The organism is Paenibacillus sp. CFBP13512 (assembly GCF_005233705.1).
Classification (GTDB): Bacteria; Bacillota; Bacilli; order Paenibacillales; family Paenibacillaceae; genus Saccharibacillus; species Saccharibacillus nuruki.
The window spans coordinates 1-15,039 of record NZ_QGAD01000027.1 but is presented as its reverse complement, the minus strand read 5'-3'; the positions used below and the strand labels follow the sequence as shown (position 1 = coordinate 15,039).

13 protein-coding genes and 1 pseudogene are annotated in these 15,039 nt (G+C 39.4%); 9 read left to right on the top strand and 5 right to left on the bottom strand.

Going from position 1 to position 15,039, the window contains the following annotated elements; all coding sequences use genetic code 11:
- Positions 1–101: 101 nt before the first annotated feature.
- From PaeCFBP13512_RS21860 to PaeCFBP13512_RS23665, 3 genes and pseudogenes are all read right to left on the bottom strand, one after another.
- A complete protein-coding gene (locus PaeCFBP13512_RS21860; RefSeq protein ID WP_161594337.1) occupies positions 102–593 on the bottom strand; it encodes a type III toxin-antitoxin system ToxN/AbiQ family toxin in 492 nt (163 codons plus the stop codon).
- 282 nt (positions 594–875) lie between these two features.
- Entirely contained in the window at positions 876–2,195 is a 1,320-nt protein-coding gene (locus PaeCFBP13512_RS21855; RefSeq protein WP_069329396.1) for a glutamate-1-semialdehyde 2,1-aminomutase, read from the bottom strand.
- 564 nt (positions 2,196–2,759) lie between these two features.
- Positions 2,760–3,239, bottom strand: a pseudogene (locus PaeCFBP13512_RS23665) (LCP family protein); the annotation flags it as partial.
- A gap of 442 nt (positions 3,240–3,681) precedes the next feature.
- Between PaeCFBP13512_RS23665 and PaeCFBP13512_RS21845 the strand changes: the two are divergent.
- The 7 genes from PaeCFBP13512_RS21845 to PaeCFBP13512_RS21815 all read left to right on the top strand — a co-directional run bounded on the left by PaeCFBP13512_RS21845 (position 3,682) and on the right by PaeCFBP13512_RS21815 (position 9,401).
- Entirely contained in the window at positions 3,682–4,707 is a 1,026-nt protein-coding gene (locus tag PaeCFBP13512_RS21845; RefSeq protein ID WP_069329394.1) for an ABC transporter ATP-binding protein, read from the top strand.
- On the top strand, positions 4,700–5,494 hold the full coding sequence (locus PaeCFBP13512_RS21840; RefSeq protein WP_137225949.1) for an ABC transporter permease: 795 nt from the start codon (positions 4,700–4,702) through the stop codon (positions 5,492–5,494). The genes PaeCFBP13512_RS21845 and PaeCFBP13512_RS21840 overlap by 8 nt, the downstream gene beginning before the upstream one ends.
- A gap of 4 nt (positions 5,495–5,498) precedes the next feature.
- Positions 5,499–6,287 (top strand): ABC transporter permease, encoded by a 789-nt coding sequence (locus PaeCFBP13512_RS21835; RefSeq protein WP_137225947.1) that lies wholly within the window; start codon positions 5,499–5,501, stop codon positions 6,285–6,287.
- Positions 6,288–6,350: 63 nt separating this feature from the next.
- Positions 6,351–6,809 (top strand): thioredoxin-dependent thiol peroxidase, encoded by a 459-nt coding sequence (gene bcp / locus PaeCFBP13512_RS21830; protein ID WP_137225945.1) that lies wholly within the window; start codon positions 6,351–6,353, stop codon positions 6,807–6,809.
- Positions 6,810–6,841: 32 nt separating this feature from the next.
- Positions 6,842–7,408 (top strand): DUF3290 domain-containing protein, encoded by a 567-nt coding sequence (locus PaeCFBP13512_RS21825; RefSeq protein ID WP_342671996.1) that lies wholly within the window; start codon positions 6,842–6,844, stop codon positions 7,406–7,408.
- A 31-nt stretch (positions 7,409–7,439) separates the two neighbouring features.
- Positions 7,440–8,075, top strand: a complete 636-nt coding sequence (locus tag PaeCFBP13512_RS21820) for a DUF421 domain-containing protein (RefSeq protein WP_137225943.1) — start codon at positions 7,440–7,442, stop codon at positions 8,073–8,075.
- Between the two features lie 153 nt (positions 8,076–8,228).
- Complete coding sequence (locus PaeCFBP13512_RS21815; RefSeq protein ID WP_137225986.1) at positions 8,229–9,401, top strand: M20 metallopeptidase family protein; 1,173 nt, start codon at positions 8,229–8,231, stop codon at positions 9,399–9,401.
- 106 nt (positions 9,402–9,507) lie between these two features.
- On the opposite strand, the gene PaeCFBP13512_RS21810 is transcribed toward PaeCFBP13512_RS21815, so the two are convergent.
- A complete protein-coding gene (locus PaeCFBP13512_RS21810; RefSeq protein WP_137225941.1) occupies positions 9,508–10,938 on the bottom strand; it encodes a stalk domain-containing protein in 1,431 nt (476 codons plus the stop codon).
- Positions 10,939–11,137: 199 nt separating this feature from the next.
- Between PaeCFBP13512_RS21810 and PaeCFBP13512_RS21805 the strand changes: the two genes are divergently transcribed.
- Complete coding sequence (locus tag PaeCFBP13512_RS21805) at positions 11,138–12,268, top strand: YrpD family protein (RefSeq protein WP_137225939.1); 1,131 nt, start codon at positions 11,138–11,140, stop codon at positions 12,266–12,268.
- A gap of 64 nt (positions 12,269–12,332) precedes the next feature.
- Here PaeCFBP13512_RS21805 and PaeCFBP13512_RS21800 read toward each other — a convergent pair whose 3' ends face one another.
- The gene (locus PaeCFBP13512_RS21800; protein WP_137225937.1) at positions 12,333–12,986 is read right to left on the bottom strand and encodes a DedA family protein; all 654 of its coding nucleotides are present in this window, start codon (positions 12,984–12,986) and stop codon (positions 12,333–12,335) included.
- A gap of 269 nt (positions 12,987–13,255) precedes the next feature.
- Between PaeCFBP13512_RS21800 and guaA the strand changes: the two genes are divergently transcribed.
- Positions 13,256–14,794, top strand: a complete 1,539-nt coding sequence (guaA, locus tag PaeCFBP13512_RS21795; protein ID WP_069329386.1) for a glutamine-hydrolyzing GMP synthase — start codon at positions 13,256–13,258, stop codon at positions 14,792–14,794.
- The last annotated feature ends 245 nt before the right edge of the window (positions 14,795–15,039 follow it).

The following is a 15,039-nucleotide window of genomic DNA, read 5'->3' as shown; positions in this document are numbered from 1 at the left end:
AGCTACTAGTTACTGATCATAACTATTTTTATAAAAATAAATCGAGCAAAAGAAAAGCGACCTGTGATATATACACAAGTCGCTTGATTCATATAAAAGAATTAAGTTGTTTTTTCGAAATCTTTATATATATTTTCTAATAATTTGAAGTTACACGATCTGCTAACTAAAAATCGATTACCTTTATTTACTTTGGTATATAGATTTTCCGCTTGTTTTAAAAAATCATCTTGATTAGATTTGATGTATTCGTATTCTGCTTGCAATAAGGCAGAATATTGTTTCTCTTCCAAAGCAAAATCTATATACGTAAATTCACTAGATAATATAGGAATCATACAGTTGAACTTTATAACAGAAACAGGATCTTGTTCAGAATTATTGTATATTTTCGCAAAAGTAGCATTCTTTTTCTGGAATTTTGGTTTATAAGATGACAATGGTGCATAGTAATCATGTTCATTAATTCGCAATAATATTCCTACATATGGACGGGTTTTATTGTTGGAAGCATTCATTTGTACGCCAGTATCATGTTTGCGTAAAAAATTGATATAATCATCAGATACTTTATAAAATTTTAGTTCATTCAATATTTTCTCCAAAAAAAATAGAAGCTATTCGGCTTCTATTTCCTCGCACTCATGGTAGCGTTCACCAACTTTAAAGCCCACATTTATATTGGTAGTGGAACACCAACTTTAAAGCCCACATTTGCATTGGTAGTGGAACACCTCATAATAAACACACTTAAGAAAGCGAGATATTATGTGTTACTTAACTATATTTTAGCAGATTTTTTGAAGGAATTCAATTCAAATATATAAAACTGATTCTATTTATATACTTATTTTTGAAAATAAAGTAGTCGCATATTACTTCCCTGCTGCAACTAACTTCAACGCTTCATCTGCCGCTTGCAACGTCTGATCAATATCTGCATCCACATGAGCCGTGGTTAAGAACCATGCTTCATACTTGGATGGAGCCAGACATACACCACGATCTAGCATATGACGGAAGAACGCTGCGAATTTCTCGCCATCGGTATCTTGAGCTTGATCATAATCCGTCACTGGATGATCGCAGAAATGCGTTGAAAATGCACCACGAATACGGTTAATGGTCATCGCTACGCCGTGACGATCCGCAGACTCACGCAATCCATCGGTTAAGCGAATCGCTAGACGTTCCATTTCTTCATAGACCCCTTCGCCTTGTAACACTTCCAGACAAGCGATACCCGAAGCGACAGACGCAGGATTACCTGCCATCGTACCTGCTTGATAAGCAGGGCCTAGTGGAGCCACTTGTTCCATAATATGTTTGCGTCCACCATAAGCACCGATAGGAAGCCCGCCACCAATAATTTTACCAAGAGCTGTTAAGTCAGGGACGATCTGATCGTGATTGTCTAAGCCGGCATACGTCTGACTGGAACCATAATGGAAACGGAAAGCTGTAATGACTTCATCGTAAATGACTAAAGCGCCGTAATCATGAGCTAACTTACATAATCCTTCTAGAAAACCAGGAGCAGGCATAACCATACCGAAGTTCCCAACGATCGGCTCTACCATTACAGCTGCAATCTGATCGCTCCAATGTTCCAGAGCTTCGCGTAATGCTTCTAGATTGTTAAAGGGAACAGTAATCACTTCTTGCGCAATACTGGTTGGAATCCCTGCACTATCTGGAATGCCTAGCGTAGAAGGGCCAGAACCAGCTGCTACTAATACCAGATCCGAATGACCGTGATAACAGCCTGCGAATTTAATGATTTTATTCCGCTTGGTATACGCACGAGCGACACGGATTGTAGACATCACCGCTTCTGTACCAGAGTTGACGAAGCGAACTTTATCCAATGAAGGAATACTGTCTTTAAGCATCATTGCTAATTGGATTTCGATTTCTGTCGGTGTACCATACAGAATTCCATTTTGCGCGGCTTTGGTAATCGCTTCAGTAATATGAGGGTGAGCATGCCCTGTAATAATAGGACCGTATGCCGCCAGATAATCAATATACTTATTGCCATCAACATCTGTGAAATGAGCGCCTTTGGCATTAGCCATAAATACAGGTGCACCGCCACCGACAGCTTTAAATGAGCGAGACGGGCTATTCACACCGCCTACAATATGTTCTAGTGCTTGTTCATATAATTGGGAAGAACGTGTTCGTGGATTCAATACAATCGCTCCTTATTCAAAATAACAGCAACCACCGTTCAGACAAGAAAAAAGCGCCCTTGATATGGGCGCTATAATTACAGGTGTAACGATCGTTGAACTGCGCTACTTTTATTTTACCATTGTTGCTACAGAATGTTGAGTGATTATCTTAATAGCTTACTGCACCGAAGAGCTTGAGCTGTTCGAGGTTGAACTTGAAGAAGAGGAACTACCTATACGTTCTGGATTAGCACTTGAGCTGGAAGAACTGTCTGAACCTGTTGTACTTTTCGTAGAGCCTGTAGATACAGGAGTCGGTTCAACTGCTGATTTGTTCAGTGCATCTTGTACATATTTTTGTAATTCTTCGCTACTCTTAATGCCGATCACATCCGCGCCGCCTACTTTTTTCTCCGCTAATAGGTCATCTGGAGGTAGTTGGTCACTACCGTTCATTTTACTATCATAAGCGACCGAAGCCAATTTCCAGAGATCATCGGTACTCAAGTTGGTATCAATATACGGATTAACCTGTTCTAAGATCGTTGGTAAATTCATAATCGAAGTAGTGGACTTCATTTTCTCGCCAACAGCGGTTAAGAAAGCACGTTGTCTTTCGGTACGAGAAAAGTCGGACATGGCATCATGACGGAAACGTACATATTGAAGAGCTGTTTTGCCATCTAAATGTTGCATACCTGCTTTGAGATCAATATCATATTCATGCTTATCTGCGGCACTGGTATAATGCATATCTTTTTCAACATCGAAATCGATACCCCCTACAGCATCAACCAGTTTGATAAAGCCCTGGAAGTCTGTGTAGACATAATATTGGATCGGAATACCAAGCAAGTCACTAACGGTCTTCATAGCTGTATTCGGTCCATGGGTAATCGCACTATTGATCCGATTCTCACCATAACCAGAGATCGGAATATACGTATCACGCAAGATCGAGAATAAATGAATTGTTTTTTTGACAGGATCAAGTGAAGCGACAAGCATTGTGTCTGAACGTGGAATCTCACCATCGTCTGCACTACGAGAATCGACACCCATTAACAGAATATTGACCGGTTCGGTTCCTTCCCATACTGGAGGTTGAGTCGCAGCGACATTGGTAGGTTGTACATTTTTGAAAGGTGAAGCAGCGCCTGTTTTTTGCAAGCCATCAATTTGGTTAAATACTGCTGTGAAATAATAAATCGCATAGCCTATAACCGCAACTACAATAATCGCTACGGTCCAAAGCAGCGTTCGCTTTGTCTTTACATTCATGTTCTTTCTTCCTTTCGAGGGTGAGGTCTATACTATGTTTACAGAATCTTAATGCCAATTTGAAAAATTGTTTATCACTTTTGATTGCTCTTCATGACACCCGTACATTATAATTTTTTTTTAGGCAACAATCAATTACAGCGAATTGACAAGATTGTTATAAATGACGCCAAATTTAGCGCATATCTAACATGAACATCAATCAAGCATAAAGGAGATACTCATGCAGGCGATCGAAGTACAAGATTTACGCAAAACCTTTCAGATTCAGAAGAGCCGCGGAGGATTAACCGGAGCACTGAAAGACTTATTCGCACGACAGTATAATGAAGTCGCTGCGGTGAACGATATTACCTTTTCAATACCACAAGGAGAAATCTGTGGGTATATCGGGGAAAATGGTGCTGGCAAATCAACCACTATCAAAATGCTGACCGGTATTCTTGTTCCTACATCCGGACAGATCAAGGTCAACGGGTATGTGCCTTATCAGGAGCGGGAAAAGTTCGTACAGGGGATCGGTGTTGTTTTTGGACAGAGAAGTCAGTTGTGGTGGGATATAGGAGTTATCGAATCGTTCCAATTGCTTCGTAAAGTATATCAGGTATCTGAAGCAGATTACAAAAAACGCTTGGATGAGCTGGTGGAACGTCTACAATTACAAGACTTATTAAGCCGTCCAGTGCGTAAGTTAAGTCTGGGTCAGCGGATGCGTTGTGAATTAGTTGCAGCATTGTTACACAATCCGTCGATTATTTTTTTGGATGAACCAACAATCGGCTTGGATATCGTGGTCAAATCCGAAATTCGTGAATTTTTGAAAGACCTCAATCGTACGCAAGGTACAACGATTCTGCTAACGACTCATGATCTGCAAGATATCGAAGCACTTTGCTCGCGCGTAATTATGCTAGATGCAGGGAACGTTATCTATGATGGTGGCTTAGATGATCTGAAGACTCGCTGGGGCAAAGGGAAAGAAGTACGCTTCCAGTTTGGCAAGGCTGTTACAGCTTCTCAGCTACAGGCATGGACAGCCAGCCTACCGGTACAATGGACACAAGAAGGTGAACTGGTAGCAACAGCTTTAGTAACCGCAGATACAGCCGTGTCTGATGTGCTAACGGCAGTGCTCAGTCAGGTCGAGATTCTGGATATCCAGATTTCAGAGACCAGTACCGATGAAATTGTACGTCAGATCTACAGTTCTGGTTCAGCAGAAAAGCCGGAGGTTAAGATTCATGTCTAGTCTGTATTGGGATTTTATTCGTATCCGCTTTTTGACGATGTTAGCGTATCGAGTTAATTATTACTCGGGTATTCTCGTGTATACGCTCAATATTGGTGTGTATTATTTTACATGGCAAGCCATCTACGGGGGTAAAGAACAGATTGCAGGCTTTACAGCAGCGCAGATGACGACCTATGTTGCTGTTTCTTGGATGGCACGTTCGTTTTATTTTAACAATCTAGATCGAGAGATTGCGACCGAGATTCGAGATGGTACGATTGCGATTCAGTTTATCCGTCCATACAACTATTTAATGGTCAAAATGATGCAAGGATTCGGTGAAGGGTTGTTCCGGTTCTTACTATTTATGATTCCAGGGATGTTGATTGCGTTACTATTATTCCCTGTTCAATTGCCGACAAGCATCACCTCTTGGATAGGTTTTCTGATAATGTTATTTTTCAGTTTTCTGATTAACTCGCAGATTAATATTATTATCGGAATGCTTGCCTTTTTTGTTGAAAATAACGAAGGGATGATGCGAATGAAGCGCATTGTCGTCGATCTATTTTCCGGGCTATTGATTCCGATTAGCTTTTTCCCGGGATGGTTAGTCTCCATTATGAATTTTCTTCCTTTTCAAGCGATTACGTATTTGCCGGGTTCGGTATTTACAGGTCGTGTCAAAGGAACAGGTATTTTGGAAGTGTTAGGGATTCAAGTGGCTTGGTTTGTTCTATTATTGATTCCTATCTATTTTATATGGCGTGCTGCTCGTGTGCGGCTGTTCGTACAGGGGGGCTAAGCAGATGAAATATTATCTTGGACTGGTATGGGAATATTTTCTGAATTATGCGAAGACACGCTTAACGTATCGTGCAGATTTTTGGGTAGAAGTGATCTCAGATCTGCTGTTTCAAGCGACGAACTTAATCTTTATTTTCGTCGTATTTGCGCATACCGATACGTTAGGTGGATTTACAGAAGCTGAAGTGGTATTTGTGTATGGATACTTTATGATCCCTTACGGGCTATATAGTTGCTTTGTGAATCTATGGAACTTTGGCGATCGTTATATTGTCAAAGGAGAAATGGATCGCATTTTGACCCGTCCTGCACATAATCTATTTCAGATTTTTCTAGAAAATCTGGATCCACCGTCATTAATCGGTTCGTTCATCGGTGTGATTATTATGTTCTGGAGTGGAGGACAACTTGGGATTGAATTGTTATGGTGGCATATCCCTGCACTGATTGTTATGGTACTGGGTTCGACACTGATCTATACAGGTATCTATACGATTCTGACTTCGATCTCATTTTACTCGGATTCGCCAACAGGCATTATTCCGTTGATGTACAATATTCAGACTTATGGACGTTATCCAATCACGATCTACAATCGTATTATTCAAATTTTGCTAACATGGATATTACCGTTTGCATTTGTGGGTATCTATCCAGCCGCACTGTTTTTAGATCGACCTGAAATGATTCGAATGGCATGGATTACACCTGTGATGGGGATTGTCTTTTTCATATTAGGATTGTTATTCTGGAATGGTGGGATCAAGCGTTATCGCGGAGCAGGATCGTAAGTCTAACCTGATCTGAAGCAGGGTATGATCACTACCAGCGATATTTCAAAAGGAGGCTATACAATGAGTGAACTACAAGTAGGACAACCTGTGCCGGAATTTACACTAGAAGCATCAGGAGGTCAAGAAATCTCGTTAAGCGATTATCGTGGCAAAAAGGTCGTGTTATACTTTTACCCTAAAGATAGCACGCCAGGCTGTACACAAGAAGCTTGTGATTTCCGTGATAGTGCAGCGGCTTATGAACAAAAAGGTGCGGTTGTTCTCGGGATTAGCCCTGATCCAGTCAAGTCACATGATAAATTTGCACAAAAGTATGAACTTTCTTTTCCTTTATTGTCTGATCCTGATCATGCAGTAGCTGAAGCATTTGGCGTATGGCAATTAAAGAAAATGTATGGCAAAGAATACGAAGGTATTGTGCGTTCTACGTTTCTAATTGATGAAGAAGGTATATTGATCAAAGCATGGAGCAAAGTGAAAGTTAAAGGGCATACGGAAGACGTATTTGCTGCTCTATAAGTCGCTCTACCTCTACAAGTTAATGATGATCTATGATAGTTATTTCAAAGCAACGTCCTTCCAAAGACGTTGCTTTTTTTATTTCTAAGATTGCGCTTACGTTGCTACAGATAAGTGAGAGTACACGTCAAAAAAAGAGAGGATGTTTATCTATGGATTTCTATACGATAGCCTATTTGGAGAACCAATCCACCTTTAATGTTTATCTGAAATATATCTTTATTTTTGTTGCTTTGATCTTATTATTGATTTTATTCTCATTATATATGCGTAAACGAATCGAAACGAAATATCGTGATTTGAGCATTATTTTGCTATTGGTTATTGTGTTCCTGATCGGTGTACAGTATTCAGATTATACACAAGATCAAAGTACGTATTCGAAATACTCGCAGATGGTGCAATTTGTCCATCAACTTGCCAAAGATCAACAGCTAGATGAGACGCAGATCAGTGTGAATTCGACAACACTGGTAGATGAAGTGATTATCAAAACACCGACTCAATACTATACGGCTCATTTTAATGACGATATGAGCGCCTATACGTTAGAAACAGTATATCTAGTTAATCCAGATATTCATGTGAACGACCAATAACAGACTGCAATCGACAGAAAGGAACCAAATTATGGAAGCATATTATCCGGTTATTATCAAATTAGCACTGGGTATTCTTTGTCTGGTGTTACAGATTAATCTAATGGGCAAAGGTAATTTAGCGCCAACTTCCGCCATCGATCAAGTACAGAATTATGTGCTCGGGGGCATTATAGGGGGTGTGATCTACAATGAAGCTGTAAAGCCATTGCAATTTTTTCTAGTATTGATGATCTGGACATTACTTGTATTTATGATCAAATTCCTCAAACAGCACAATCCATATATTAAACGTATTGTCGATGGCAAGCCGATCAATCTTGTCGTCAATGGTGAAGTGGAAGTGGGAGAATGTCTACGTTGCGGTATTTCAGCCAATGAATTAATGTTCAAGCTACGTGCAATAGGTATCTACGAAATCCAAAATGTAAAACGAGCGATATTAGAACAAAATGGACAATTAACCGTCATCCAGTATGGAGACGAAAATATACGCTATCCTATTATTGTAGATGGACAGGTGAATCAAGATGTACTGGATCTTATTCATAAAGATATCAAATGGTTAGAAAATCGAGTCAAAGAAGAAACCCATTATCAGATATCAGAGATTTACTTGGGTGAATATATTTCAGGTGAACTCCGTCTACATGCGTACAAAAAGTAAAAATTAGAAATTAAATAGTATCTATAACACTATAATTTTATATGATAAATTTGACATAAAGAGTGAGCTATGTTAGTTTGGATTCATTGGTTTTTTCTAAATAATGGAATATTTAGAGATTGATTCACACTATATAGGAGGCTTACAGTTATGATAAAACAACAATGGATACAAGCAATAGAAGCACAATTTGATCAAATGGTCGCTTGGCGCAGACATATGCACCAGTTTCCTGAATTATCATTTCAAGAAGTCAAAACATCACAATTTATTGCAGATACACTCAAAGGATTCGGTTATGAAGTGCGGACAGGTGTAGGTGAAGGCGGATTAATAGCTGATCTACAGGGCGGACAAGCAGGGCCAACGATTGCTTTTCGTGCAGACTTCGATGCATTGCCCATCCATGAAGAAAATACAGTGGACTATCGTTCGCAAAATGATGGCGTTATGCATGCTTGCGGACATGATGGGCATACAGCGACACTACTTGGCGTAGCCCGTGTACTTAGTGATCAACAAGCCCATTTGAAAGGCAAGATTCGTTTTATTTTCCAACATGCTGAAGAATTACTTCCAGGTGGAGCCAAAGCGATGGTCGAAGATGGAGCATTAGACGGAGTCGATGAAGTGTATGGAGCGCATTTAGCAAGTGCTCTTCCACTAGGCAAAATCGGAACAGCTTCAGGCCCTGCGATGGCATCGGCAGATTCCTTTTCGATTACGATTCAAGGTAAAGGCGGACATGGAGCACAGCCTGATCTGTCAGTCGATTCTATCGTGATTGGTAGCCAGTTAGTCGGTGCTTTGCAGACGATTGTATCCCGTCATATCAGCCCTATGCAATCAGCAGTAGTGACTGTCGGTGTGTTCCAAGCAGGACAAGCGTTTAACGTTATTGCCGACAAAGCGAAGATCGAAGGTACAGTTCGTGCATTTGATCCAGAGATTCGAACTAAGATCGAGCAAGATATTCGTGACTTGGTACACGGAATTACTTTAGCCAATCATGCCACATATACGATTAATTATATTCACGGGTATCCAACCGTCGTGAATACACCAGAACAAACAGAACATGTTCAAAAAGTCGTCGTTGATACGATGGGCGAAGAAGCATTTCTCATGTTGCCACCAGCGATGGGTGCAGAAGACTTTGCCTATTATCTACAAGAGCGTCCGGGTAACTTCTTCTTTGTCGGATCGAAAAATGAAACCGAAGATACCGCATTCCCACATCACCATCCACGATTCGATATTGATGAACGTGCGCTTGTGAATGGAGCTAAAGTCTTTTTGGGTATTGCAGCAGAGAAATTGCTATAAAGTAGACAGAATCTGTTAACAAAAAGTTTATGAAAAAAGAGCTTGTCGATTGAGTTAATTCATCGACAGGCTCTTTTTTCTGTAATATTTCATGATCTACTGGATATTAATGATGGTCATTACTAGTATCAATGCTGACCGTATAATTTGTGCTATCCCAATTGACATGAGCACCAATCGTTTCTGAAATAAAGCGTAGCGGAATAAAAATACTCTCATTAGCATACTGGGGTGGAGAAGACAAAGGAATATTTTTACCGTTCACAATAGCAGTATTTTTTCCTTTGGTTAGGTGAATGCTAGTGGTGCCGCTTGTGATAGATACATTATTTTTATTTTTTCTATCCCATATAACTGTAGCATTCATTTTCTCGAACAGCCCACGTACGGGTACATAGACAGCACTTTGTTTTAAGAATGGCAAATTGGGCATCCGAAGCTCAGTCTTATTCAATTGTACAGTGATAGGCTTTTGTACAATAACCGGTGTGGGAGTACCATCTGAAGCGAATGGACTACCAATACCGAGCTGCCCTGCGGAATTAATGCCCCAGCTGTGAACAGTACCGTTCTGATCAAGAGCCAGTGTAAAGCTATTACCTGAAGAAATCTGTACAATTTTTTGTAATCCTTTTACCTGTGTGATAACTGGTGGATTGCTTTGACGATCTATTTCCCAGACCGAACCATTAGTTGTAATCGCATAGATTACACCCGCTGAACCGTTATCTGTCGAAGTGACTGGTAGTTTCAATGTATAGGTTTTGGGAGCATGCATACCAGAAGTAAGATCCCAATACAGTACTTTTCCATTTTTGTTGACAGCGATAACTTTCCCATAGCTCATAGTAGCAGATACAATCTGTTTTCCGCCGATCAGCAACGTCGGCGATATCGAAGGGCTACTAACAGATCCCCATCCCCAGAGTGTTCCATCTTTTTTTAAGGCAATCGAATAGTTATCACTGGCATTAATAGACTTTACTTCATCCAAACCGGACAGATGTACAGGTGTATTGTAAAAAGGTGTGGTATTTACTTTGGACTTATCCAATTGGCCTTCTGTATTATCACCCCATCCCCATACTTGTCCATTGTTATCCAGGGCGAGAAAGTGATGTGTACCGGTAGCTGTAGTAGCGATATCTTTCAGACCTTGTACTTGTACGGGGCTAGATGTTTTTTGTCCACTTGGATCATCAACTCCCCATGTATACACTAGCCCCTCTTTGGTCACCGCACTTGTATAGACGTCCGTACCGGGAGCAAACATTTTGAAAGATGCAGTCGGTGTAGTAAAAGAAAGTGGAGAAACGTGAACATAATTATCGCCTGTTCCTGAATTTCGGCCTACACCCCACGTCCAAGTAGTACCGTCTTTGTCAATAGCATAGGAAGTGCCTAATGAAGTTTGTATGTAGCTGATAGATTCTAGTGCATGTGTTGTATTGTCTTTGGCTGATGTGATATGAAAAGGTATACAAAGACCTAAACATAGACAAACAACTAGCGGAATAACATATTTACTTACTTTCATGATATTGTGCCTCCTGAGTGCATATGGTTTTTATTACATAAACAGTATATTTCATGAAGAAAAAATATACAAATGTAGATTTTTTAAAATAAAAGATTTACATGTTTACAATAAAATGATATAAGAATAATGTTAGGAAAAAAAATACATATAAGGAGGATAGAAGTGAAGTTAGATTTTTTAAAACTTAATAGTTGAGGTGGAAGAATTGAGAAAATTTATAACTGTAATTATTATTGGTATGTTGTTTTTAGAAACAAGTTCTTTAAAAATTTCTGCAGCTGATATAGGTGTGACAAATGGTACAGTAACAGCAAATACATATACACAGGATAATAACTCACTAGCAAGTTTTGTGAAAGTAACTAATGTAGCTAATGTTTCTACTCAAAATGTAAATAAGTTTATCTCTCAAGCACAAAGTGTTATCAAAGAAACTAGGGGAACTTCTCAGTCATCTGATTTTTCTCAGATGTTAGTAGCAAATAAAGAAGTGTATGATTATTTCTATATTGATGAAGCTAATAAAGATTTATATTTTTATGAAGATTCTTCTAACTCTAATCCTATTGCCAAAATTGTTGATCTAAATACTCATTCGTCGATTGATACTTCTGTTAAATCAAGTTCTAACAGTATGTATACTCAGAACTTAGCTTCACTCGCTCCAATCTCAGGAGGAATGGGTGCGAGAGCAACTGTACCTTCTGGTAATCTATTAGAAGCAAGAATAAACACAGATAATAATATAAAGCAATTAAATGCAAATACGGGTACTACATATACATATGTAGGATTTACCGGGGCTACAGAGGTTGATGCCGGATTGCAATATAGTCCATTAAATCCGACCTCAAATGGTCATCAGGTATGGAAACCTTATTTAAAATTAGGTTCTAAAGACCCTTGGTCTACAGATACTATGCTTGATGGTTATGATGCAGTTCAATTTCAAAATGGGTATATCCCAGGTGAAGAAGTGCAAGTAAGTTTTTGGAAAAATTATGTTCATGATAATGTAAAGACTACAAGACTTAAATTGCAGGGGTTAGCTAAATGCGCTAATTCTACATGTTCAAATGCTTCACCAACAAAATTGGCAGTTATAATGGAGAAAAATGGAACTGGGATTGCCAATATTGATTCTTATAAGATTCTAGCTACTATAGCTGATATAAAAGATACAAATACAAAAGCTTCAGGAGTAGTAAAAGCATCAGTGACTAACATTACTGTAGACGGTGTACCTAAAACACCTACCCAAGCTGCCAAAAGTGCTAATAGCAGTATGAGCGTATCGTCTAATAGTGTCACATTCAATATAAAATAATAAAAAAACAGCGAAGATCGTGGCATCCATTGCCCGGTTCTTCGCTGTTTTTTTAATTTTTAGTTTATTCATCTGCGGAATCATCCGGCTTTTTTTTACCAAATCGATTCACCAGTGCAATTCCTAATCTTCTGCGGAACTTCACAAGAATAAAGAATAAGATTAGCACCACAATGATCGCAATCGCTTCAAATGAATATTCATGAATCCAGTGAAAGACCATCGTCCATTGCGGTCCAAAAATTCGACCTAACGCTAGAAATACACCAACCCAGATTAATGCTCCACTATACGAATAAGCGGCAAACCGCCAGAACTTAAAGTTCATCACACCTGAGAAGTAACCGGTGAAATGGCGTACCCCCGGTATAAAATATCCAAAAAACACAAGCGTATATCCATATTTACCAAACCACGATTGTGCTTTATCCAACTTCGATTCTGGAAGAAGCAACCATTTACCATATTTACGTAAGAACGGAAGCCCTGCTTTTCGACCGATAAAATAAGTAATCGTCATTCCGATCGTAGTACCGGCAAAAGCACACAGCAATAATAATGCCATATTGAGGCGACCCATATAAGATAAATAACCAGCGTATCCCATCGTTGTTTCGCCAGGGAACGGAAGAGCAATAAATTCAAGCAACAACCCTAGAAATAGTACCAGATAACCATGATGAGTAAAAAGAGATTCTATATAATGTATCAATTGCATGTGCTGTCCTCCGGAATACTATAATTTCTCTATATTTGACTATTGTTGTTAAAATAAAACAATCTATTACATCATAATCTATCGGAAAGTACAAAGTCTATTAACAGGTCTATTTTAAAAGAAATCTTGTTATTTCTAAAATGTAAGCGCAATCTTGAGTAAGACGGGAAGAAACCCTGATTTTAATTGCTATAGTAAGGTGGGAAGCCTTGACGGTGGCTTTTGCACATAGGTATAATTAGACTCATTGAAATATGGGAGGCTCGTGAATGAATAGTCCAAGTGAAATAATTGTAGTGCTCGATTTTGGAGGACAGTATAACCAGTTGATCGCAAGACGTATCCGTGATCTTGGGGTATACAGTGAGTTAATGCCTTTTAATACACCTGTAGAAAAGATTCGTGAATTATCACCAAAAGGAATTATTTTCTCTGGTGGACCATCTAGCGTATATGCTGAAAATGCACCACATGTAGATCCAGCGATCTATGATCTCAATGTGCCAATCTTTGGTATTTGCTACGGTATGCAGTTAATGGCTCAACAATTGTCCGGTAAAGTAGAACGTTCTGCGAAGCGTGAGTACGGGAAGTCAGATGTAGACTTTATGGCTCATTGCGAACTAAATAAAGGCATGGAATCCAGTCACACCGTATGGATGAGTCATGGTGACCATGTAGTCGGTTTGCCAGAAGGGTTCGTATTGGATGCAAGCACAGAATCTGCACCGATTGCAGCGATGAGTAATGCAGAGCGTCAATTGTATGCAGTGCAGTTCCATCCAGAAGTACGTCACTCTGTGTTCGGTAATGAAATGATCCGTAACTTCTTATATGAAATTTGTAAATGTGCGGGCGAATGGAGTATGGAGACGTTTATCGAAGATACAATCGAAGAGATTCGTACTCAAGTCGGCGACAAAAATGTGTTATGCGCACTTAGTGGCGGTGTCGATTCTTCAGTTGTTGCGATTCTGTTGCACAAAGCGATTGGTCCGCAATTAACATGTATGTTTATCGACCACGGTCTATTGCGTAAAGGTGAAGCGGAAAGTGTAATGGAGACTTTCGTCGGCAAGTTCGATATGAAAGTTGTCAAAATTGATGCGCAAGAGCGTTTCTTGTCTAAATTAGTAGGCGTTGACGATCCAGAGCAAAAACGTAAAATCATCGGTAACGAATTTATCTACTGCTTCGATGAAGAATCCCGTAAATTAGGTGACTTCGCTTATCTAGCACAAGGTACACTGTATACGGATATCGTAGAAAGTGGTACAGCAACAGCACAAACGATCAAATCTCACCATAATGTAGGTGGATTGCCAGAAGATATGCACTTTGAATTGGTAGAGCCACTGAAAGCACTATTCAAAGACGAAGTACGTAAAGTCGGCGAACAGTGTGGATTACCAGCTGCCATCGTATGGCGTCAACCTTTCCCAGGTCCAGGTCTAGCGATTCGTGTATTGGGCGAAGTGACTGAAGATAAATTGCAAATCGTTCGCGATTCGGATTATATCTTACGTGAAGAGATCGCTAAAGCGGGTCTTGAAAGCGAAATTTGGCAGTACTTCACAGCCCTTCCGAACATGAAGAGCGTAGGAGTCATGGGCGATGCTCGTACGTACTCATATACCGTAGGTATTCGTGCAGTAACGTCAATTGACGGCATGACTGCCGACTGGGCACGTATCCCTTGGGATGTGTTAGAAAAGATTTCGGTACGTATTGTTAATGAAGTTGATAATGTGAACCGGATTGTGTATGATATTACGTCCAAACCACCAGCTACGATTGAGTGGGAATAAGCAAAAATAATAAAAATTAGAGGGTTTACTTTAGTAAACCCTCTAATTTTTTACTATTTTATAAGAGAAAATTATTTCTAGTAATATATATGCTTAAAATTTTTCGTGATGAAACCGTAATTTGAAAAAAATACTTTATATAAATAAGAATAAATAATGTATTTTTATTGTTATTGCTAGCTTTGAATATGTTATTATAGGTCTAACTTCATAGAATACAAATAAGGAGAATAAATTTGGAAAGC